General features: G+C 37.6%; 20 protein-coding genes. All 20 read left to right on the top strand.

The window, feature by feature from the left end:
- Positions 1-17 precede the first annotated feature (17 nt).
- The 20 genes from DIZ30_RS03665 (at position 18) to DIZ30_RS03555 (ending at position 20,638) form a co-directional block, all read left to right on the top strand.
- A complete protein-coding gene (locus DIZ30_RS03665) occupies positions 18-320 on the top strand; it encodes a PTS sugar transporter subunit IIB (protein WP_002287534.1) in 303 nt (100 codons plus the stop codon).
- 26 nt (positions 321-346) lie between these two features.
- Positions 347-1,636, top strand: a complete 1,290-nt coding sequence (locus DIZ30_RS03660; protein WP_002298923.1) for a PTS sugar transporter subunit IIC — start codon at positions 347-349, stop codon at positions 1,634-1,636.
- 18 nt (positions 1,637-1,654) lie between these two features.
- A complete protein-coding gene (locus tag DIZ30_RS03655) occupies positions 1,655-2,062 on the top strand; it encodes a hypothetical protein (RefSeq protein WP_002317515.1) in 408 nt (135 codons plus the stop codon).
- 22 nt (positions 2,063-2,084) lie between these two features.
- On the top strand, positions 2,085-2,954 hold the full coding sequence (locus DIZ30_RS03650) for a class II fructose-bisphosphate aldolase (RefSeq protein WP_002298926.1): 870 nt from the start codon (positions 2,085-2,087) through the stop codon (positions 2,952-2,954).
- A 1-nt stretch (position 2,955) separates the two neighbouring features.
- Entirely contained in the window at positions 2,956-3,576 is a 621-nt protein-coding gene (locus DIZ30_RS03645) for an AAA family ATPase (RefSeq protein WP_002294697.1), read from the top strand.
- A gap of 449 nt (positions 3,577-4,025) precedes the next feature.
- Positions 4,026-4,631: an NUDIX hydrolase N-terminal domain-containing protein gene (locus tag DIZ30_RS03635; RefSeq protein WP_008267763.1), complete on the top strand. Its 606-nt coding sequence runs from the start codon at positions 4,026-4,028 to the stop codon at positions 4,629-4,631.
- Between the two features lie 134 nt (positions 4,632-4,765).
- Complete coding sequence (locus tag DIZ30_RS03630; protein ID WP_002294693.1) at positions 4,766-5,218, top strand: MarR family winged helix-turn-helix transcriptional regulator; 453 nt, start codon at positions 4,766-4,768, stop codon at positions 5,216-5,218.
- Between the two features lie 36 nt (positions 5,219-5,254).
- Positions 5,255-5,752 (top strand): N-acetyltransferase, encoded by a 498-nt coding sequence (locus tag DIZ30_RS03625; RefSeq protein ID WP_002321138.1) that lies wholly within the window; start codon positions 5,255-5,257, stop codon positions 5,750-5,752.
- Between the two features lie 17 nt (positions 5,753-5,769).
- Entirely contained in the window at positions 5,770-6,480 is a 711-nt protein-coding gene (locus tag DIZ30_RS03620; protein ID WP_002298929.1) for a B3/4 domain-containing protein, read from the top strand.
- Between the two features lie 141 nt (positions 6,481-6,621).
- Positions 6,622-7,044 carry a VOC family protein gene (locus tag DIZ30_RS03615; protein WP_002349820.1) on the top strand — a complete coding sequence of 141 codons (423 nt, stop codon included), beginning with the start codon at positions 6,622-6,624 and terminating at the stop codon, positions 7,042-7,044.
- A gap of 19 nt (positions 7,045-7,063) precedes the next feature.
- Positions 7,064-7,288 (top strand): hypothetical protein, encoded by a 225-nt coding sequence (locus DIZ30_RS03610; protein ID WP_002294687.1) that lies wholly within the window; start codon positions 7,064-7,066, stop codon positions 7,286-7,288.
- A gap of 244 nt (positions 7,289-7,532) precedes the next feature.
- The gene (locus tag DIZ30_RS03605) at positions 7,533-8,846 is read left to right on the top strand and encodes an NCS2 family permease (protein ID WP_002301172.1); all 1,314 of its coding nucleotides are present in this window, start codon (positions 7,533-7,535) and stop codon (positions 8,844-8,846) included.
- A gap of 328 nt (positions 8,847-9,174) precedes the next feature.
- The gene (locus DIZ30_RS03595) at positions 9,175-10,797 is read left to right on the top strand and encodes an alpha-glucosidase (protein WP_002294685.1); all 1,623 of its coding nucleotides are present in this window, start codon (positions 9,175-9,177) and stop codon (positions 10,795-10,797) included.
- 193 nt (positions 10,798-10,990) lie between these two features.
- A complete protein-coding gene (locus tag DIZ30_RS03590) occupies positions 10,991-12,487 on the top strand; it encodes a glycoside hydrolase family 1 protein (RefSeq protein WP_002298167.1) in 1,497 nt (498 codons plus the stop codon).
- 81 nt (positions 12,488-12,568) lie between these two features.
- Positions 12,569-14,314 carry an HTH domain-containing protein gene (locus DIZ30_RS03585; RefSeq protein WP_002301177.1) on the top strand — a complete coding sequence of 582 codons (1,746 nt, stop codon included), beginning with the start codon at positions 12,569-12,571 and terminating at the stop codon, positions 14,312-14,314.
- 57 nt (positions 14,315-14,371) lie between these two features.
- Entirely contained in the window at positions 14,372-16,267 is a 1,896-nt protein-coding gene (locus tag DIZ30_RS03580; protein WP_002317516.1) for a beta-glucoside-specific PTS transporter subunit IIABC, read from the top strand.
- Positions 16,264-17,721 carry a glycoside hydrolase family 1 protein gene (locus DIZ30_RS03575; RefSeq protein WP_002300024.1) on the top strand — a complete coding sequence of 486 codons (1,458 nt, stop codon included), beginning with the start codon at positions 16,264-16,266 and terminating at the stop codon, positions 17,719-17,721. Before DIZ30_RS03580 ends, DIZ30_RS03575 begins: the two co-directional genes overlap by 4 nt.
- Before the next feature lie 583 nt (positions 17,722-18,304).
- Positions 18,305-18,739 (top strand): MarR family winged helix-turn-helix transcriptional regulator, encoded by a 435-nt coding sequence (locus tag DIZ30_RS03565; protein ID WP_002294674.1) that lies wholly within the window; start codon positions 18,305-18,307, stop codon positions 18,737-18,739.
- Between the two features lie 100 nt (positions 18,740-18,839).
- A complete protein-coding gene (locus DIZ30_RS03560) occupies positions 18,840-19,931 on the top strand; it encodes an NADH-dependent flavin oxidoreductase (protein ID WP_109023100.1) in 1,092 nt (363 codons plus the stop codon).
- A 29-nt stretch (positions 19,932-19,960) separates the two neighbouring features.
- Positions 19,961-20,638: a type 1 glutamine amidotransferase domain-containing protein gene (locus DIZ30_RS03555; RefSeq protein ID WP_002294671.1), complete on the top strand. Its 678-nt coding sequence runs from the start codon at positions 19,961-19,963 to the stop codon at positions 20,636-20,638.
- The last annotated feature ends 212 nt before the right edge of the window (positions 20,639-20,850 follow it).

Below are 20,850 nucleotides of genomic sequence, written 5' to 3'. Positions count from 1 at the left end.
TACGGGGGAGAACAAAGATGAACAAATTGAACATTTTATTCGTATGCGGCGCAGGTTTAGGAAGTAGTTTTGCAGCACAGATGTCTGCTGAGGATGTTTTGAACAAATTAGGAGTAGAAGCCAAACTGGACCATTGTGATATTTCTTCCGCAGTTTCCATGAAACCAGATGTGATCATCACAGCAGAAAATTTTCGTTCGCAGTTCGAAAAGTTCGCAGTTGATCCTAAAACGGCGATGATTTATTTGAAAAATATTGTTTCAAAAAATGAAATTGAAGAAAAAATCACCCCAGTTCTGCAAGATAAGGGAGTTATCTAAATACAAAAAGAAAAGAGGGTAAAAACATGAGCGTTATCAATTTTATCATCGAAAATATTTTGACTCAGGCATCGATCACCATTGCATTGATTGCTATGTTGGGTCTACTACTGCAGAAGAAATCAGCAGGACAAGTCATCTCTGGCACGTTAAAAACACTCCTAGGATTTCAAGTATTGAGTGCCGGTTCGAGCATCATCGTTGGAAGTTTAACTTATTTCGGGAAAATCTTTACTGAAGGATTTCATATGCAAGGGATCATCCCTTCTATTGAATCTATCAATGGTCAAGCAATGAATGATTTGGGTTTAGGTAGAGATATTGCACTGACGTTCTTAGCCATTTTTGTATTCAATATTATTTTGGCTCGTTTCACAAAATGGAAGTACATTTTTTTAACTGGTCAAGCAATTTTATGGATGGCAACGATGACGACAGTCTTTGGCTATTTTGCCGGTCTGCGAGGGATCGTATTGATCTTGGTCGGTGGTTTTATCGGAGCTTGTTTCGCCATTGCTATGCCGGCAGTAGCGCAACCGATCATTCGTAAAATCACTGGATCAAATGATATTGCTTTAGGTCATTTTTGTACGATCGGGTACTTATTTGAAGCCGGTGTTGCTAAGCTTTTTGGTGAGAAAGGCGAAAATAAAAAGTCGATCGAAGATATCAAGTTGCCGACACATTTCGAATTTCTGCAAGATACTTATTTGTCTGTCATGGTCGTGATGGTCCCGCTATATATCATCACTGTTTTATTTGCAGGCGAACCATTCGCTTCTGAATTATCAGGAGATCAAAACTATATCATGTTTGCCTTTTTACAAGCCATCCAATTCGTAGTGGGTGTGTATATATTGCTAGCTGGTGTACGTCTACTGTTAGGTGAAATCGTGCCGGCATTTCGAGGGATAGCTATGAAATTAGTTCCTGATGCGATCCCTGCCTTAGATTGTCCAGTTTTCTTTCCTTATAGCCCAAATGCCGTCATTTTAGGTTTCATTACGACAACGATTGGTACGATTATTGCCATGTTTACTTTGCCCATGTTCGGCTTAGCGATGATTTTACCTGGTATGCTAACCAATTTCTTTGCCGGAGGGACAGCAGGGATATTTGGCAACGCAGTTGGCGGACGCCGAGGAGCGATCATTGGCGGTATTGCTCATGGTTTCTTTATTACATTATTGCCCGCTTTGCTAGTAACGATCTTTAATTCGATGGGATTCATCAATGCTACAGCAACCGATGTAGATACAGTAGCCGCAGCACTCTTATATGCCTGGATCTTAAGCCCAGTTTTGAAAGCATTTTAATTGAAAGTAGGGAAAATGATGTTTGGATTTTTTAAGAAAAAAGAAAAAGAACCGAAAAAAGTTCTGGCAAAAGAAGAAAAAGCCCTATCGCCAGAAGCGACCGAAAAGATTCAATCAGAGATTACACAATTGAAACAAGAGATTTCCACTACCCAAGATAGGCATAAATTAGCGGAACTTTATGAACAAGTTGGACTTAAATTTTCTGAATTGCATGAGAACGATCAAGCCATCCAATATTTAGAAAAGAGCTTGGAAAATAAACAGACGATCGGAGATGGGTATAAAAAACTGATGAGCCTCTATAACCAGAAGCGTGCAGATGCTGCTCGTGCTGGTGATGATCAAGGGATCGATTACTACATGGGCAAAATGGATGAGATGCGACAAATTGCAAAACAAGTAACGATCAAAGGAAACAAATAAAAAGATAAGGTGGCAATAAAAGATGTATACAACATTGAAAGAAGTAACAAAAACAGCAGAAGAGTTGAATTTTACAGTTGGAGCTTTTAATACGCATAACCTAGAAATGCTTCCTGCCATGCTAGGCGCAGCAAAAGAAATGGGTTCGCCAATCATTATTCAAACAAGTGTCGATACCGCTAAATATATCGGCATGCATGTGTTAGTCAATGTAATGACAGCTATTGCAGAAGAAGAAATGGTTGATGCAGTCTTACACTTAGACCACGCCCGAGACTTTGATGATATCAAAGAAGCAATCGATAGCGGATATACTTCTGTCATGTATGACGGGTCCCATCTACCTTTCAAAGAAAATATCTTGAAGACAAAAGCAGTAGTAGAATATGCCCATGCGCACGGTGTTTCCGTAGAAGGAGAACTTGGAACAATCGGCGGTACAGAAGAAGGAATCCATGTCGCTGAAAATGACAAGGTATATACAAGACCGGAAGACGCAGTGAAATTTGTAGAAGCTACAGGCGTGGATGCATTAGCTATTGCTATCGGTACGAATCATGGACAATTCAAATCAAAAACAGAAGTAAACATTCCCTTGCTGAAAGAAATCGATGCAGTAGTTGATGTCCCCCTAGTTATCCATGGAGGAACAGGTGTGAAAGAAGAAGATTATCCTGAATTGATCAATAACGGGATCCGCAAATTCAATGTTGGAACGGAGCTTTTAGTCAACTGGACGAAAGTAGCTAAAGAAACCTTTAGTGAAACAGAAATCAACAAGTCTCTTCGCCATAATGTGATTCCAGCAAATAAAGCAGTAAAAGAAATTGTCAAGCATAAGATTGGACTGTTTATGAACTTGGAAAGTCCAATTAACTTAGGAAATAAATGAGATGAAAAAGTATTTCATTCTTCTGGCTGGTAGTCCTGGTACAGGAAAAACATATCTTATGAATAAACTACGGGAACGATTTCCAGATATGTATGCCATCACGCTCGATGAAATCAAGGAATACTATGCAGAATCCATCGGGTTTAACAATTTGGAAGAACGGGCGGAACAAGAAAGGACGAAAGTTTATCCTTTCTATTACAAAGCACTTGATTTGTATATGGAAGCAGGAAAGAAAGTGATTGTGTCCGAGTATCCTTTTAGTGATAAGCAAAAAGCACGACTCCAAGAATTAGCAGATAGATACGGATATCAGGTGATCACGATTCGCCTAACAGCAGACTTTGAAGTGTTATGGCAACGTCGGTACAAACGTGATCGTGAATCAGATCGTCATTTGAGCTATATCATGGATCATTATCACTATGGTGACGTATTGGAAGATCGAACGAAAGGGACCAATCATATTACGAAAGAAGCATTCAAAAAGATCATCGCCGACCGAAAATATGACAAATTCCAGTTAGGAACACTATATGAATTTGATGTAACAGACTATACTCAAGTGGATTACACTCCACTATTGGATAAATTAGAAAAAGAAATCAATGACAATAAGTAACAAAGAAATGGCTTAATATCGAAAAATTGGCTTTTGAACACCGTTTACCGAGAGGTCGTGAGCCTGTCGTTCAGCTCCGAGTCACAAGGAGCAATTTCAAAGAAACAGCTTCTCATGTTTGATGAATATTGTGACTTGTGACCGAGGAGTTGGTAGGAGAACACCGTTTAGTGGGGAGGTTGTGAAAAAGCTGTCCTGCCTCAATTAATAAGAACAGCCAGACAAGAATAGCTCGTCATATTTTTCGTTTGGTGGGGCTTATTACCGCAGATGCAAGCTTTTGAACGCCATTTATTCACAGCCCCAGAGAAGTCGAATGTCTTTTGTTCTCGAGTTTTTTAACATTCTTTTATTTATTGCAGATTTCATTATATTTATTTGCCGTAATTAAACCAGTCTTCTATACTTGATTACATAGTCATACATTTGCTAAAAAAGAAGGGAAGAGAATGAACAAGAAGTTGGCTCAATACAAAAGACTACTCGCACTTTCTCAAGCTGGTCTATATTATGGAAAAGATGTATTTGATAAAGAGCGTTTTGAGGAGATCCGGACGATTTCATTGGAACTGATCAGTGAAATAGGAAAAGAAACTTTCGAAGAAATAAAAGCGCTAATAACGATTGGAGAAGGACATCCAACACCAAAAGTAGATGTTCGTGCCTATATCAAAAAAGATGGCAAGGTCCTACTAATCGAAGATAAACGGACGAAAGAATGGTCACTTCCTGGTGGATTTGCTGAAATAGGATTGTCTCCTGAAGAAAATGTGCGTAAAGAAGTCTATGAAGAAACAGGATTAACAGTAGAAACTACTCAGTTGCGAGCAGTTTTTGATACGAATAAACAAAAAGATATTCCACAGCTTTTTCAGTATTATAAACTTGTTTTTGCTTGTGCGATCCACGGTGAAGAGGCCAAGTTTATTGAGAATAATGAAACTTCCAACATGGGATTTTTTAGTATAGAAGAGTTGCCAAAGCTATCAGAAAAGCGAACAACGAAGAAACAGTTACTTATTTTAGAAAACAAAAACCAGATCTATTGTGATTGAGCTTTTTCGTAAAAGAAGAAAAGAATATACTTTACTAGTTATTAAAAAAGAACTTGATTTTTTTATTGAAAATAGTTGCATTTGCAACAAAAAGAGGTAAACTAGTCTTACAAACAAAATAAAGGTGGGATGAAATGGCTGAAATCCTTCGAGACATCGGAATGATTGCCCGAGCGCTAGATTCTATTAGCAATATCGAATTCAAAGAAGTCGATTTAACAAGAGGACAGTATCTTTATTTAGTACGTATTTGCGAAAATCCTGGAATCATCCAAGAAAAACTAGCAGAAATGATCAAAGTAGATCGTACAACGACTGCCCGAGCAATCAAGAAATTAGAATCCAATGGGATGATCGAACGTTTGGAAGATAAAGAAAATAAAAAAATCAAGAAACTCTATCCGACTAAAAAAGGAGCAGAAATCTATCCTTTCATCATTCGAGAAAACAACTACTCCAATGCAGTCGCATTAAATGGTCTTTCTGACGAAGAAGCAAAACAATTGGAATATCTTTTAAATAAAGTATGCAAGAATGTTAGCGAAGATTGGAATTTTGTCAAAAAAGGCAATAAAAGGATCTATTGAAAGGAAGAAGCCGTGAATAAATACGAAATTCGAAAAATGACGCCTTCAGATGTAGACTTACTACAACAAATTAGTATCGAAACATTTACAGATACATTTGGAAAAGATAATTCACCGGAGCATTTAGCTGATTACTTGACACAAGCTTATGCACTAGAAAAACTTACAGAAGAGCTAAAAGATAAAGAAACCGATTTTTTCCTAGTGAGTATCGATCAAGAGCCTGCGGGTTACCTGAAACTAAATACAGGAACGAGTCAATCTGAGGAAATGGCTGATCATTTTTTAGAAATCGAGCGAATCTATGTACGAAAAAAATTTAAACATCAAGGTATCGGTACATTTTTACTAGATACAGCTATTGAAAAAGCAAAAGAAAAGCAAAAAACAGCCATTTGGCTCGGTGTTTGGGAACACAACGATGTTGCGCTCGCTTTTTATCGTAAAAAAGGATTTATCAAATACAGCGAACATGTTTTTTATATGGGAGATGATCCCCAAACAGACTATCTATTCATCAAGCAATTATTCTAATCAAGAGGTGTGAACAGATGAAAAAAGTAATAGTGGATACCAATTTCTGGGAAGTATTTCCTGAAGCAACCATCGAAATCTTATCCGTAAATGGTATCGATAACCACGTAACAAAAGAAAGTGAAGAAACGTATCATCAATTATTGAATGAGGCAGCAAAAGAAGCAAGAAATTACCTTACAGAAGAAACATTCAGCCAAAACGAAGTCATTGCTCAGTGGCGTCAGGCATTTACCACATTCAAGACTAAAAAAGGTGCACGTTCTTCTATTGAAGCTTTACTGAAACGTGCAAATCAAGAACGGGAATTTTTCCCAATCAATCCGCTTGTAGATATCTATAATAGTATTTCCTTGTCTTTTGGCGTACCTTGCGGCGGAGAAGATATCGAAAAGATCGCAGGAAATCTGCATTTAGGAAAAGCCCAAGGTGACGAATCATTCCTGCCTTTAGGTGCAGATTCCGATGCTCCGGCACTTCCGGAAGAAATCATCTACTATGATGAACAAGGAGCGATCTGTCGCTGTCTCAACTGGCGTGAAGCCCAAAGAACGATGCTGACGGAAGAAACACAAGCAGCGGTGCTGGTCATTGAATCCATCAATGCTGAACAAGCGGCACGTGGCGCACAGGCAATCGAAGCGTTGAAGGAAAAAATCGATCAAACATTTGGCGTAACTAGTGTTAGACACACACTAACCAAAGATGAATCAGAAGCAGAATTATAAAAAAATCGAAATAAGAAGAGCGGCATTCATTGCCGTTTTTTTTTTGTAAAAAAAGTTTGTGGAGGAAAGCAATCCTAGAAACTATTGCTTTATTTTTCTTGAATAGTATCAAACACAAGGTGTTTGCGCTTTCGTGATATAATGGAATCAGTTTATAGACAGGAAAGAAAATCAAATAGAAAGAAGGGTCAAACGATGATACAAAAAACACGTGTGATGCTTTATGTCAATGACGTAGAGATGATTTGCCGATTCTTTGTAGAAAAAATTGGTGCAGAAATTTCTGAAACAATCGAATTGCCAGAAGAATTTAAGAGTATTGTACTCAGCATCTCAAAAGAATTAGAATTAGGCGTATTCCCAAAAGTATTTGTGCAGAAGTTTTCACCAGAGGTATTAGGACCACCGCCTTCTTTAGTATTTTTTACGGATGAATTTGAAACTATCTACGAGAACATGGAAGAACCAGGAGAAATCACAGACAACAATGGCGTCTTGACTTTCAATTTTTCGGACCCTGAAGGCAATTATTTTGTTATAGGAAAAGCTGAGTCGTCTGATTGAATAAAAAGGAGGAGAAACAGTGGATCTAATGGGAAGATTAGAAGGTTATTTGAAGTATCGGCGAGCAAAACATAGTGAGAAGCTTCGAGCAAAGAATCTCAAATCAGGAAAAAAGAAGACAAAAGGCTGGGGAAAAATGGTCGATACAGGTTTTGGCGGACTAAATAATCTGAATCCTGTCGATACAAAAGAATTCATCAAAGAAGAACAGAAACGAAATGGTAAAATCAAATCACACTATTGATTTTTGAGACTAGAATGAAGAAACTTTATTAACACAATAAAGAAATTCTTGTAATCCAAAGTGAATGTTCATGAACTTTGAGATAAAGGGATTTAATCAGATGGAACGTTCGGATTTTGCTTAAAATCCGAATTTTTTGTTTACTTATGTTTTGTTTTAGTATATGATAAAACACGTTGTTTTATTAATAAATCGAAATTTTAACGGACTTTATTTATAATGTTCGGATTTAGGGGGATGGAAGATGAAGGAAAAAATACTTTCCTACTTCGAAATAGAAAAATTGAACACCACGGTAAAACGTGAGGTACTGGCAGGATTTACAACATTTATCTCAATGGCTTATATCTTATTTGTAAATCCAACTGTATTAGGTGCTTCTGGAATGGATGAAGGAGCAGTGTTTACTGCGACTGCATTAGCCAGTGCGATCGGCTGTATTTTAATGGGGGTATTAGCCCGTTATCCAATTGGAACGGCACCTGCTCTTGGGATCAATGCTTTTTTTGCTTATTCTGTTTGTTTAGGAATGGGGATTCCATGGGAAACAGCATTAGCCGGCGTATTCGTTGCTTCTTTGATTTTTATTTTGATCACAATCTTCAAGCTGCGGGAAATGATCATTGATGCGATCCCAGCAGATTTGAAATATGCGATTTCTGGCGGTATCGGTCTATTTATTGCTTTCCTTGGTCTGAGCGAAGGTGGGATCATCGTTTCGAATGAATCTACATTAGTAGGATTAGGATCACTCAACGTTGGTTCTACTTGGTTGACGATTTTTGGATTAGTCGTAACTGCTATCTTGCTTGTTCGGCGTGTACCAGGTGGCATCTTCATCGGGATGGCAGCTACAACGATTTTAGGTCTGGTCACAGGTTTGATTCCAATGCCTTCTGAAATTGTTGCCGCAGCACCAAGTTTGAAACCAACATTTTTAGTTGCATTAAAACATGTAGGGGACATCAATTCTCTTCAAATGTGGGTCGTAGTGCTGACATTCTTGCTTGTGACTTTCTTTGATACAGCAGGAACTTTAGTTGGATTAGCAAACCAAGCAGGTTTCATGAAAGACAACAAGATGCCTCGTGTAGGGAAAGCTTTAGCTTCTGATTCAACAGCTATGCTTGCGGGTTCCTTATTAGGTACTTCTCCTGTTGGTGCATTTGTAGAATCATCAGCTGGTATCGCCGTTGGAGGACGTTCAGGTATCACAGCTATTACTACAGGGATTTTCTTCTTGTTAGGCTTGTTCTTTTCTCCATTACTATCAGTTGTTACTTCACAAGTAACTGCACCAGCATTGATTATGGTAGGAGTATTGATGGCACAATCTTTGCGACAAATCGAATGGGGAAACTTAGAGATTGCGATCCCTTCATTCTTGATCTTGATCGGCATGCCTTTGACTTATAGTATTTCAGATGGGATTGCATTAGGTTTTATCTTCTATCCAATTACCATGTTAGCAGCTAAAAGAGGAAAAGAAGTATCTCCCATCATGTATGGTCTGTTCTTTGTATTCATGGGATTCATGTGGATATTGAATGTGAAATAAAGAGGTTGTGAAATCAGTGTTCTGGCCTGAGTATTAGAGAAAAAAACGAAAAAAATAGTTTCTTATATTTTGCCGTTTTTTGAGCTAATACCGAGGGACAGCTGAGTGAACACCGTTTATAAAGAAGTTGTGAAATCAGCATTCTTCCCTGAATAAATCAATCCTTTCAAAAAACAGTTGAGGGAATTTCCTCAGCTGTTTTTTTGTTTTATTCTGTTACCGATAACAAGGTGCAATAGCTATTTGAAAGCGTTACAATTTTTAGTGAGAGAGACTAAAATAAATGATTAAGCAAAAAATAGAAACATCCATTTATAGGAGGAAAATCATGGAACAAAAATGGTGGCACCATTCAGTTGTTTATCAAATCTATCCAAGAAGTTTTCAAGATTCAAATCAAGATGGTATTGGAGATTTGCGGGGGATTATTTCCAGGTTGGATTATCTGGCGTATTTAGGTATTGATGCAATTTGGCTTTCTCCAGTATACGAGTCTCCGAATGATGACAATGGGTATGATATCAGTAATTATCAAGCAATCATGGCAGAATTCGGTACGATGGAAGAAATGGAAGAACTGATTGAAGAAGCAAAGAAAAGAAATATCCGTATCATCATGGATCTGGTGGTGAATCATACTTCTGATGAACATCCGTGGTTCATTGAGGCCCGTAAAAATAAAGAAAATCCTTATCGGGACTATTATATTTGGCGTGATCCGGTCAATGGAAAAGAGCCTAATAGATTGCGCTCAATATTCAGTGGTTCTGCTTGGCAGTTGGATGAAAAAACGGGGCAATATTTTCTGCACTTGTATAGCAAGCGTCAACCTGATTTGAATTGGAAAAATAAACAGGTTCGCCAAGAGATTTATCAAATGATGAATTTCTGGATCGATAAAGGTATTGGTGGCTTTCGTATGGACGTGATCGATATGATTGGCAAAGAACCGGATAAAGAAATCACAAGTAATGGACCTAAACTGCATGAGTATCTTCAGGAAATGAATCAAGCAACTTTTGGTGACAAAAATCTGATGACTGTTGGCGAAACATGGGGAGCAACTACCGAAATCGCTAAACTTTATTCCAATCCTAAAAGAAATGAATTATCCATGGTCTTCCAATTCGAACATATAGGATTAGATCAGCAAGAAGGCAAAGACAAATGGGATTTGAAACCCTTGAGTATCTCTGAACTGAAAAAAGTATTATCCAAATGGCAAACATCTTTAGGTGATGAAGGATGGAATAGTTTATTTTGGAATAATCACGATCTTCCGCGAATTGTTTCTCGTTGGGGAAATGACGATGTGTATCGAAAAGAAAGTGCCAAGATGTTTGCTATCTTGCTCCATATGATGAAAGGCACCCCTTATATCTATCAAGGAGAAGAGTTAGGCATGACGAATTGCCCAATCGATGATATCGCGGAAGCAAAAGATATTGAGACAATCAATATGTATAACGAAAGGATTTCTTCTGGATTTACAAAAGAGGAAATCTTGGAATCAATCAATGCGAAAGGAAGAGACAATGCTAGGACGCCTATGCAATGGAACGCCCGTGAACATGCTGGGTTTACTACTGGAATTCCATGGCTTCGAGTCAATCCAAATTATAAAGAAATCAATGCAGAAGAAGCGTTAGCAGATCAAGATTCTGTTTTTTATATGTACAAGAAATTGATCGATTTGCGTAGAAAACATGACATCATCGTCTGGGGAGACTATGAATTAGTGGAAAAGACGCCTGAGCATGTCTTTGCCTATTCTCGCATATATGAAGACCAGCAATGGCTCGTTATTTGTAATATGTCCAGTGAAAAGCAGACGTTCACTGTTCCACGTGAAGCTTTAAGGGTTATTGTGTCAAATTATCCTCTGAAACAGTTACCAGACGGCAAAGTTGATTTACGACCTTATGAAGCATTTGTGTTGGAAGTAAAATAAATCGTTTGCTTAGATGGTTAACGAGTGTTTTCTTTCGGGGATCGTCTTATGTATTTGTTATATATAAATATTAAAAATGAAGAGTAGCATTCAATTTTTTTCTTCTCTTCTGCCGAAATAGTTAGAATATCTTGTTTTGATGAATCGAGCTATACTTCAAGTAAGAAATTGTTGATAGCGAGGAGAGATAGTTATGGATCAGGAAATATTTCCAGAAAATTTTTTATGGGGCGGAGCAGTAGCTGCTAATCAATGTGAAGGTGCATGGTTGGAAGACGGCAAATTACCTAATGTGACAGATACGCTTATCGGGATCATGAACCAGCATCCTAGTATTCAGTGGAATGAAGAAAAAAAGATTTGGGAGATTGCTTTAGACGAATCACTCCATTATCTTTCTCATGAAGCGATTGATTTTTATCATCGATTTGAAGAGGATATTCGTTTACTGAAGGAGTTAGGTTTAAAAGCTTTTCGAACAAGCATCTCATGGGCACGAATATTTCCAAGAGGAGACGAACAGAAGCCAAATGAGGCTGGTCTCGTATTTTATGACAGACTAATCAATACATTAAATCGATATGATATCGAGCCAGTAATTACTCTTAGTCATTATGAAACCCCCTTAGCATTGGTAGGAGAGTATGGGGGGTGGCAAAATCGAAAATTAATCGACTTTTTTGAATTTTATGCGCAGACCGTCTTTGAACGCTACCAAGGGAAAGTGAAATATTGGATGACCTTTAATGAGATCAATAATGCTTTTCGTATGCCTTATGCAGCTGCTGGATTGGTTACATTCCCTGCTAGAGATAAACTTGAACCCATTGCTACACTAACAAAAAAAGAGATTTATCAAGCCTGTCATCATATGTTTCTAGCGAACGCCCGTGCTACTCAATTATTAAAGAAAATCGATCCAAATGCTAAGATGGGTATTATGTGTAGCTTTTCTGCATTAGCGACTTATGCATATGACTGTGATCCAGAGAATGTATTTGGTTCACTGCAATTTAAACGCAATTCATGGTTTTTCTCCGATGTCATGTGCCGAGGGCATTATCCAGCTTATATTTACAGGACATGGAAGGAAGAAGACTGTGCACCAGTAATGTTAGATGGAGACGAACAGTGCTTGCAAGCTAACACGGCAGATTATATTGCATTTAGTTATTATCGTAGCGCTGTCTATAAAAAAGAAGCAGAAATGCGCGTAGATACTGGCGGAGCAAATGGTTTCGATAATCCCTTTTTGAAGGAAAAATCTCCCGAACCTTGGAGTTGGCCAATTGATCCTCTAGGGTTTCGTTATGTCATGAATGAATTGACAGACCGTTATGAATTACCATTATTCATAGTTGAAAATGGCATTGGACTAGATGAAGCACCAGATGAATTGAATCGAATCCACGATCCAAAACGTTGTGAGTATCTAAAAATACATCTTCAGGAAATTGCTGAGGCAATAAAAGATGGTTGCCAAATCATTGGTTACTTATGGTGGGGACCAATCGATATCGTATCGGCAGGAACAGGGGAAATGAGGAAGCGATATGGCTTTATTTATGTGGATAGACAAAATGATGGGAGCGGAAGCTTTAGGAGATTGAAAAAAGATAGTTTTGAATATTATAAACAAATTATCCAGTCTAATGGTAAAAACCTTGAATATAGATCTTTCTTCAAATGATTTTTAAACCTCTGCAAGTGACTATTGTCATTTGAGAGGTTTTTCCTGTATGTTTATATAACAAAGAGGAGGTGTAAGCAAATGGACTTAAATAAACGACAACTCCAAATTCTTGTAGTATTAAGAAATAAGAATCATTGGATAACAAGCGAAGAATTAGCTGAAGCTTTAGGTACCAACAAGAAAACGATCCAAACTGAAATCAAAAATATGCTTGCTATCTACGAGAAGAAAATCATTATCCAGTCAAATAAACGTTCAGGTTATTTTTTAGAATCAATTGAATCTGAAACTAAACAGCAAATCATACAAGAGGTGACGAAACATAAAATCTATTCCAGCATGGATTTCCGAGCTTCAACTATTGTGACGTACTTATTGTTTCAAAAAGGGTATGTCAGTATGCAAAAGATAGCAGACATTTTCTTTCTTTCAAAAACAGCCGTATCATTACAAATAAAAACGATTTTGCGTTGGATCGAGCGCAATCCTAAATTAGAACTGGAAGTTTCGTCGACAAAAGGACTAAAAATCATTGCTGAAGAAAATTCAAAAAGAATTTTCTTATCTCTTGTTGGAACAGAAACGGTGATCCAACACGCAAGGTTGCCTCAACAAATCAGTACAATTTTTTCCAATATCATGCCGACTGTCCAAAAGACATTAAAAGAGGTTCTTATATCATATAATTATATTGTTTCAGGAGAGGACTTCATACGATTTTCTCGGTATCTCGTTTTGACCATTCTTCGAAGAGAAGAACTTTTAGAAAAAACAAACAGGTATACATTATTTATTCCGATGGTAGAGACCCTCACAAAAAAGTTATCATCAGAACTACCCTATTCTTTTTCCAATCAAGAAAAACAAGCAATTGAAAATCGACTATTAGAGTTAAATTATTTGATGATTAATGATGAAAAAAACAAAGAAATAGAGAAGAATCTAAGAGCATTTGAGCAAACGATTATTCGTTTTTTAGATCTTCCTGTTTCGTTATTGTTCCATGAAACAGAATTTTTGCTAACCCATATCAAACAAATGAAAACGAGGATGGATGCCGGACATAATACCATGAATCATTTTGTACAAAAGATCATCTCCCGTTATCCTTTAGAAATTTATTTAATTCGGCGTTTCTTCCCAATACATTTTCAATTACGTCCCAATTTAGCTGAAAGCGCTTATTTGGTTTTGTATCTTGCCGAAGCGTTGAATCCTTTTCGAAAACAAGGGGAGATACTGATTGTTAGTAACCAGCCAATTAGTATTTTGAATACACTAAAAAAACAGATTCAACAAAGTATGAACATGTGGATCAAAGAATGCCGGATAGAACCAGTGTATCTTTTCAAAAATCAATCAAACAAAATAACGGAATATGATGCAATTTTGACTACTGAGCAAGAGCTTATTTTTGAGTGGGATGATTTGATTTATCTACCTAGTGTTCTAGATGAGTTTGAATCTTCGGAGATTTATCAGATTTTGCGTGAAAAGCTGACCATAGTTGAAGAAAAAAAGAAAACAAAACTGCTTGATCATTACTACAAAGAAGAAAATCAAATAAAAATCCATAAAAAGATAGATTCCATTCAGCAACTAATCTCTCCTAGTTCTGACCTAGTTATGCTTCCGTTAAATGCCGAGACTTTGTTGTGCTGTCTTATCAAAAGCCAAGTAGAAACAAAAATCACAGAGTATCAGCTTGAGATACCACTTATACATCAGCAAAGGAAGATCAAGCGTGTTTTTTTTGTCTCCTTTGACTATAAGAGAAACGATATACTTGTTTTCTTTCAAGCAGTGAGTGATTTGCTCGGCTAAGTAAACCATACACACTATTGTACAGTTTCGTTCGCTATTAGAAGGGGTACTAATTGAATGGAGAAACCGTTTTCTAAGAACTATACTTATCTTGTAAGAAGGATTGCTACGGCATTAATTAACAAGGGGGAAGTAAAAATGGACTATTCACAATTAGCGAAAGATATTGTCCGATTTGTCGGAGGCGAAGAAAATGTCAGCAATGTTTACCATTGTGCAACAAGGTTACGCTTTACCCTAAAAGATAATAAGAAGGCAGATAAGGAGAAGGTAGAGCAACTAGAAGGTGTGATCACTGTAGTCGAAGCTGGAGGAATGTTTCAAGTCGTAGTAGGAAATGCAGTAAATGAAGTGTATGACGTATTATCCAAACAAATGAAACTAGAAGATGATGCATCTAGTGGAAAGAGAGGAACTGAGAAAAAAGGCATTTTAAACTCTTTTATAGACATGATCGCCGCTGTTTTTGCCCCGACTTTAGGCGTCTTGGCAGGAAGTGGTTTGATCAAAGGAGTACTCGCCTTATGTACGAGTTTGAATTTATTAACTACTGAATCAGGAACTTATATCATTTTGAATGCAGCAGCTGATGCATTTTTCTATTTCTTGCCTATATTTTTGGCATATACTGCTGCAAAAAAGTTCAATACAGATCGTTTCATCGCTATGGTTATTGCAGCAGCTCTCGTTTATCCTACGATTGTCAGTGCATATAGTGATAGCATAACCTTGCGATTTCTAGGGATGCCCGTGATTCTAGCAAGGTATACAAGTACGGTTATTCCAGCAATTTTAGCTGTATGGGTTCTTTCTTATATTGAGCCTAAGATTCGCAAAAGCTTGCACGAAAGTATTCGAAATTTATTGACACCATTCATTTGTATCATCGTGATGGTCCCAATTACTTTATTAGTTGTAGGTCCAATTGCAGATTATGCAAGTCAGCTGATTGCAGCTGGATATTTAGCTGTTTATAACTTTAGCCCTGTTTTATCTGGTGCTGTTATCGGCGGATTTTGGCAAGTGTTAGTGATTTTTGGGTTACATTGGGGACTTGTACCAGTAATGACCAACAATCTTTCTTTCTACGGTCGTGATACGCTAGGTCCAGCATGTATGACTGCCGTAGCTGCGCAAGCAGGAGCAGTACTTGGGGTATTTTTGAAAACGAAAAATAAGAAAGTAAAAAGTTTATCTTTATCTGCATTTATCACAGCATTATTTGGAATCACTGAACCTGCTGTTTATGGTGTGACTCTTAAATATAAACGACCATTTTACATTGCTTGTATATGTGGAGCTATATTTGGTGGAGTAGCTGGTGCCGCAGGAGCCGGTGCTTTGGCAGTTGCTACAAGAAGTATTTTGTCTTTCCCGATTTATATTGGTGAAGGATTTGTTTGGCTAGTTGCTAGTTATTTCTTAGCGATGATCAGTTCCTGTATGCTAACTTTTCTTTTCGGCTACAAGGATGAAATCGAAGAAGAATCCTCAAAGGATATAGTGTTAAGTACTCCTGCAGCAGGTGAAATAATTGATTTATCTGAAGTAAACGATCCAACATTTGCTAGTGGATCTTTAGGAGAAGGGTTTGCGATCATTCCAACGGACGGAAAAATCTACAGTCCTGTAAACGGGGAAGTTTCAACAGTTTTTCCAACGAAACATGCAATTGGGGTAGTCAGTGAAGAAGGAGCAGAGATACTGATCCATATCGGTATTGATACAGTGAATTTAAATGGCAAATACTTTCAAAGTGCAGTATCTGATGGAAAAAAAGTACGTAAAGGCGATTTATTGATGGAAGTAGATTTGCAAGAATTAATCAAAGAGGGATATGATCCGACCACAATGGTTATTGTTACAAATAGTAGTAGATTCAAAAATATCATTACTAGTCATAAGAAAAATAATCAAACAAGAAAACTAGCAAGTTTAGGGGGATCGATATGAAAAAATTTCCAGAAGGATTTTTATGGGGCGGAGCGACAGCGGCCAATCAATGTGAAGGTGCATGGGATGTAGATGAAAAAGGATTATCTGTGTCTGATGTGTATACATTCGACAGCGATTTACCTAAAGAAAAATGGACAGATCAATGGCATATGATGACGCATCAGCAAGTAAAAGCGGCGCAGGATCCCAACAGCAAGTATTATTATCCTAAAAGACACGGAAATGATTTCTATCATCACTTTAAAGAAGACATCCGTTTATTTGCTGAAATGGGTTTTAAATGCTATCGGATGTCTATCGCATGGACAAGAATTTTTCCTCATGGTGATGAAGAAACACCCAATGAAGCGGGATTATTTTTTTATGATCAAGTGTTTGACGAATGTCTAAAATATGGGATTGAGCCAGTCGTTTCTCTTTCCCATTATGAAATGCCGTTATATTTGGTTACAGAATATGGTGGATGGCCTAATCGAAAGCTTATTCAGTTTTACGTTCGTTTCGCTGAAACAGTATTCAAACGCTATAAAAATAAAGTAAAATATTGGATGACTTTCAATGAGATCAACTGTGTAAAACATCACCCTTTTGTTAGCGTAGGAGTAATTGAAGAAAACCATCCCCATTTGGAACAAGCGAAATACCAAGGTGCACACCATCAGTTTATAGCAAGTGCTTTAGCTACAAAAGCTTGTCATGAAATTATCAAAGGTTCACAAGTCGGTTGTATGATCAGCTATCAGCTTCTTGTTCCGTATTCTTGTGATCCGGATGATATTCAAAAAACAATTGAGCAGCAAAGAACTTCTTTGTTCTTTAGTGATGTTCAAGCAAGAGGATATTATCCAGCGTATACGCAACGAATGTTTGAAGAAAAAGGTGTCAACTTAAAAATAGAAGTAGGTGATGAAGAAATCTTAGCAGCCTACCCTGTTGATTTTGTTTCTTTTAGCTACTACATGTCTAGTGCAGTCAGTGCTCATCCAGAAAATTTGGAAGGGGTCCAAGGAAACTTAATAACTGGAGGAATTAAAAATCCGTATCTTCCATCAAGTGAATGGGGCTGGCAGATTGATCCTAAGGGTTTGAGAATTGCTTTGAATCAATTATATGATAGGTATCAAAAACCACTGTTCATAGCTGAAAACGGACTCGGAGCTATAGACAAAGTAGAAGAAGATGGAACCGTTCAAGACGATTACCGCATTGACTATTTGAAGCAGCATATTGAGCAGATGAAGGAAGCTATCGAAGATGGAGTAGATTTATTTGGTTATACGTCGTGGGGCTGCATTGATATCGTCAGCGCTTCTACTTCACAAATGTCAAAACGTTATGGATATATCTATGTTGATCAAGATGACGAAGGGAATGGCACAAAGAAACGGTTAAAGAAAAAATCATTTGATTGGTACAGACAAGTCATCCAATCAAATGGCGAAATCCTATAATAAAAGGAAATAAGGGACTGTGACAAAAGTCTTGTCACAGCCCCTTCTTTACGAATAAACAGTATTCTCCTGCCAACTCCTCGATCACAAGTCACCATAGTCATAAAACATGAGAAGCTGTTTTTTGAAATTGCTCCTTGTGACTCGGAGTTCAACGGCAGGCTCACGACCTCTCAATAAACGGTGTACAATCAGCTGACCATCGGCATTAGCTCAAAAAACGACAAAATATGAGGAACTATTTTTGTTTGGCTGTTCTTATTACTTGATGCAGGACGGCTTTTTCACAACCTCTGATATAAACGGTGTTCAAAAGCCAGTTTTTCGGTATTAAGCAAAATTTATGCAAAAATGTGGAAAGCCATTTTCACAAAATTTTTCTTCATACTCAAAACTAAACGACTTTTTCACAACCTCTGATTCACGGTGTTCCAGAAGGAGTTTTGTCGAAAACAAGCCGAAATTCTTTGAAGATGGCTACTTCTTTTTTTCAAATCTAGACAGAGGAGGCGGACATTATTCCGTGTTTTTTGACAAAAAATAAAAATCATACTATGATATGTACGCCAATGGAGGGGATGAAATGGAAAAGCCAATTGAAAAAGCGTTAGATGAATGTCTTTTCTTTAGCGTGAAAAAGCTAGATCGCATGTTGAATAAATTAGCTGATGAAGCGTTTAGAAGGACAGGTCTGGCACCAACTTATGGTTTTATTTTATTGATATTAAAAGAAAAAGATGGAATACCACAAAAAGATATTGCACAAATGCTCTATTCCGCCCCATCAACGATTGCTCGTTTTGTTGAAAAATTAGAATATAAAGGATACGTCAAAACAGTTAGCGAAGGTCGCTTGTCATTAGTTTATCTTACAGAACAAGGACGCCAATTTGCTAAGGAAGTCGATGGTAGCTGGGAAGAACTTCATCAGTCATACAAAGCAGTTTTGGGAAATGAAGCAAGTAAAGAATTAGCCCAGACAATGAATGATGCAACAGATAAGTTACAAAAAAAATAAAATTTTTTAAGCAAATTAGTTGCATGTACAACTAATCGAGTGGTTTAATGATAGATGATTCTCGATAGGTTAATCAGAGCGAATTATGGGAGGAATGACAATGTCACAATTTGATCAATCAATTACTTTACCTTCAGGAGTTCAATTGAAGAACCGATTGATGCTGTCGCCTATGACGACACAACTCAGCTTTTTCAATGGAGTGATCACCGAAGATGAGATCACTTATTATAAACAACGTTCTAAAGGTCTTGGTGCTGTTATTACTGGTGCTGCAAATGTCCAAGATATCGGAAAAGGCTGGCCAGGTGAACTCAGCATCGCTCATGATGAAATGATTCCTCGATTAAGTGAGCTAGCGAAAGCAATCCAAGGAGAAGGCGCAAAAGCGATTATTCAGATTTTCCACGGTGGACGAATGACAAGTCGAGCAACTTTATCTGGAGAACAGCCTGTATCTGCAAGTGCAGTTGCAGCAAAACGTCCTGATGCGGAAACACCACGAGCAATGAGTGAAGAAGAAATCGTTGAAACAATCCAAGCATTTGGCAAAGCCACACGTAGAGCGATTGAATCAGGATTTGATGGAATCGAGTTGCATGGAGCAAATATGTATTTGATCCAACAATTTTTCTCTCCGCATTCGAATAGACGAGAGGATCAATGGGGCGGTAGCTTGGAAAATCGTTATCGTTTTATTGAAGAATTATTAACAACGGTTTTCTCAGCGGTTGAACAATATGCTAAAAAACCATTCATCGTAGGGTATCGTTTCTCACCAGAAGAATATGAAACACCAGGTATCCGTTTTGAAGACACGATCTGGCTTCTTGAACGATTACGTGAGTCAAAACTAGATTATCTGCATGTTTCATTAAATATGTATGATCGAATAGCTCGTTCTGATAAATACAACGATAAATCGATTCTTGAAGTGGTCCATAACACGATTCAAGGAAAGATCCCTTTAGTTGGTGTCGGTGGGATCCGCAATCGCGAAGATGTAGAACAGGTATTGAAATATGCAGAACTTGCAGCAATTGGACAGCAAATGATCGTCGATCCTGACTGGGCAGAGAAATTATTGGAAAACCGTGAGGATGAATTTGTAACGAAACCTTTTGAAGAAGCATATAAAGAGCTTTATTTGCCAAGCCCATTATATAATTTCTTGAAAGCACGTTATCAATAACGCAATTTTTATAGAAAGAGGATGGGAAAATGAAAGTATTGATCGTATTAACAAATGTAGAAAAGTACGAAAAGATCGAGCGTCCTACAGGTTTGTGGTTAAGTGAACTGACTCATTTTTATGATGTATTAGTAAAAAATGGGATCGATGCAGATTTTGTCAGTCCTAAAGGCGGATATGTACCTTTAGAACCGCAAAGTGTTTTGAATATGGATGAAATCGATTGGGCCTATTATGAAGATGAAGATTTCAGAAATCGGGCCTTGGGAAATACCTTACGTCCTGATGATGTGGATGCAAATGATTATGCAGCGGTTTATTATGCTGGTGGCCACGGAACAATGTGGGATTTTCCAGAAGCAATAGATCTTGGGAAAGTCGCTTCACAAATCTATCGAAATGAAGGGCTGGTCTCAGCTGTTTGTCACGGTGTTGTAGGATTGTTGCCAGTTACAGATGAGTCTGGAAAATCTATTTTAGCTGGACGTACAGTGACTGGGTTCAGTAATGAAGAAGAGGAAGCAAATGGTACAACGAATGAAGTACCATTCTTAGCAGAAGATGCTTTGAAAGAAAAAGGAGCAAACTATCAGTCTGGAGCAGCTTTTTCAGAAGTGGTTCAAATTGATGGGCGGCTTCTTACAGGGCAAAATCCTCAATCTGCTCATCAATTAGGCGAAGCAGTTGTTGAAGCATTAAAGAATTAAAAATAAATGATGTGTCTATTCTAACTATTACATTACACACGCTAAAACTCGTCTTTTCGTTCTTTTCTGTTTCCTATTTGGACAGAGGTACGTAAAAGGCGAGTTTTTTTCTTTTATAAGAGTACATTTTTTGAAACATCTCTTCAGAAATGATACTCTTCAATTAGGTCCACTAGTACATTATTGAGAAGCAGACCTAGAACACGGTATGA

This window comes from Enterococcus sp. H57 (assembly GCF_003112495.1).
Classification (GTDB): Bacteria; Bacillota; Bacilli; order Lactobacillales; family Enterococcaceae; genus Enterococcus_B; species Enterococcus_B faecium.
Note: the sequence above shows the minus strand (reverse complement) of the source record. Positions and strands in the feature narration are given on the sequence as shown.

Bases quoted from the DNA above. Each gene is read 5' to 3' on its own strand.
- DIZ30_RS03665 (WP_002287534.1), top strand. From the start codon at position 18: ATGAACAAATTGAACATTTTATTCGTATGCGGCGCAGGTTTAGGAAGT.
- DIZ30_RS03660 (WP_002298923.1), top strand. From the start codon at position 347: ATGAGCGTTATCAATTTTATCATCGAAAATATTTTGACTCAGGCATCG.
- DIZ30_RS03655 (WP_002317515.1), top strand. From the start codon at position 1,655: ATGTTTGGATTTTTTAAGAAAAAAGAAAAAGAACCGAAAAAAGTTCTG.
- DIZ30_RS03650 (WP_002298926.1), top strand. From the start codon at position 2,085: ATGTATACAACATTGAAAGAAGTAACAAAAACAGCAGAAGAGTTGAAT.
- DIZ30_RS03645 (WP_002294697.1), top strand. From the start codon at position 2,956: ATGAAAAAGTATTTCATTCTTCTGGCTGGTAGTCCTGGTACAGGAAAA.
- DIZ30_RS03635 (WP_008267763.1), top strand. From the start codon at position 4,026: ATGAACAAGAAGTTGGCTCAATACAAAAGACTACTCGCACTTTCTCAA.
- DIZ30_RS03630 (WP_002294693.1), top strand. From the start codon at position 4,766: ATGGCTGAAATCCTTCGAGACATCGGAATGATTGCCCGAGCGCTAGAT.
- DIZ30_RS03625 (WP_002321138.1), top strand. From the start codon at position 5,255: ATGACGCCTTCAGATGTAGACTTACTACAACAAATTAGTATCGAAACA.
- DIZ30_RS03620 (WP_002298929.1), top strand. From the start codon at position 5,770: ATGAAAAAAGTAATAGTGGATACCAATTTCTGGGAAGTATTTCCTGAA.
- DIZ30_RS03615 (WP_002349820.1), top strand. From the start codon at position 6,622: ATGGAATCAGTTTATAGACAGGAAAGAAAATCAAATAGAAAGAAGGGT.
- DIZ30_RS03605 (WP_002301172.1), top strand. From the start codon at position 7,533: ATGAAGGAAAAAATACTTTCCTACTTCGAAATAGAAAAATTGAACACC.
- DIZ30_RS03595 (WP_002294685.1), top strand. From the start codon at position 9,175: ATGGAACAAAAATGGTGGCACCATTCAGTTGTTTATCAAATCTATCCA.
- DIZ30_RS03590 (WP_002298167.1), top strand. From the start codon at position 10,991: ATGGATCAGGAAATATTTCCAGAAAATTTTTTATGGGGCGGAGCAGTA.
- DIZ30_RS03585 (WP_002301177.1), top strand. From the start codon at position 12,569: ATGGACTTAAATAAACGACAACTCCAAATTCTTGTAGTATTAAGAAAT.
- DIZ30_RS03580 (WP_002317516.1), top strand. From the start codon at position 14,372: ATGGAGAAACCGTTTTCTAAGAACTATACTTATCTTGTAAGAAGGATT.
- DIZ30_RS03575 (WP_002300024.1), top strand. From the start codon at position 16,264: ATGAAAAAATTTCCAGAAGGATTTTTATGGGGCGGAGCGACAGCGGCC.
- DIZ30_RS03565 (WP_002294674.1), top strand. From the start codon at position 18,305: ATGGAAAAGCCAATTGAAAAAGCGTTAGATGAATGTCTTTTCTTTAGC.
- DIZ30_RS03560 (WP_109023100.1), top strand. From the start codon at position 18,840: ATGTCACAATTTGATCAATCAATTACTTTACCTTCAGGAGTTCAATTG.
- DIZ30_RS03555 (WP_002294671.1), top strand. From the start codon at position 19,961: ATGAAAGTATTGATCGTATTAACAAATGTAGAAAAGTACGAAAAGATC.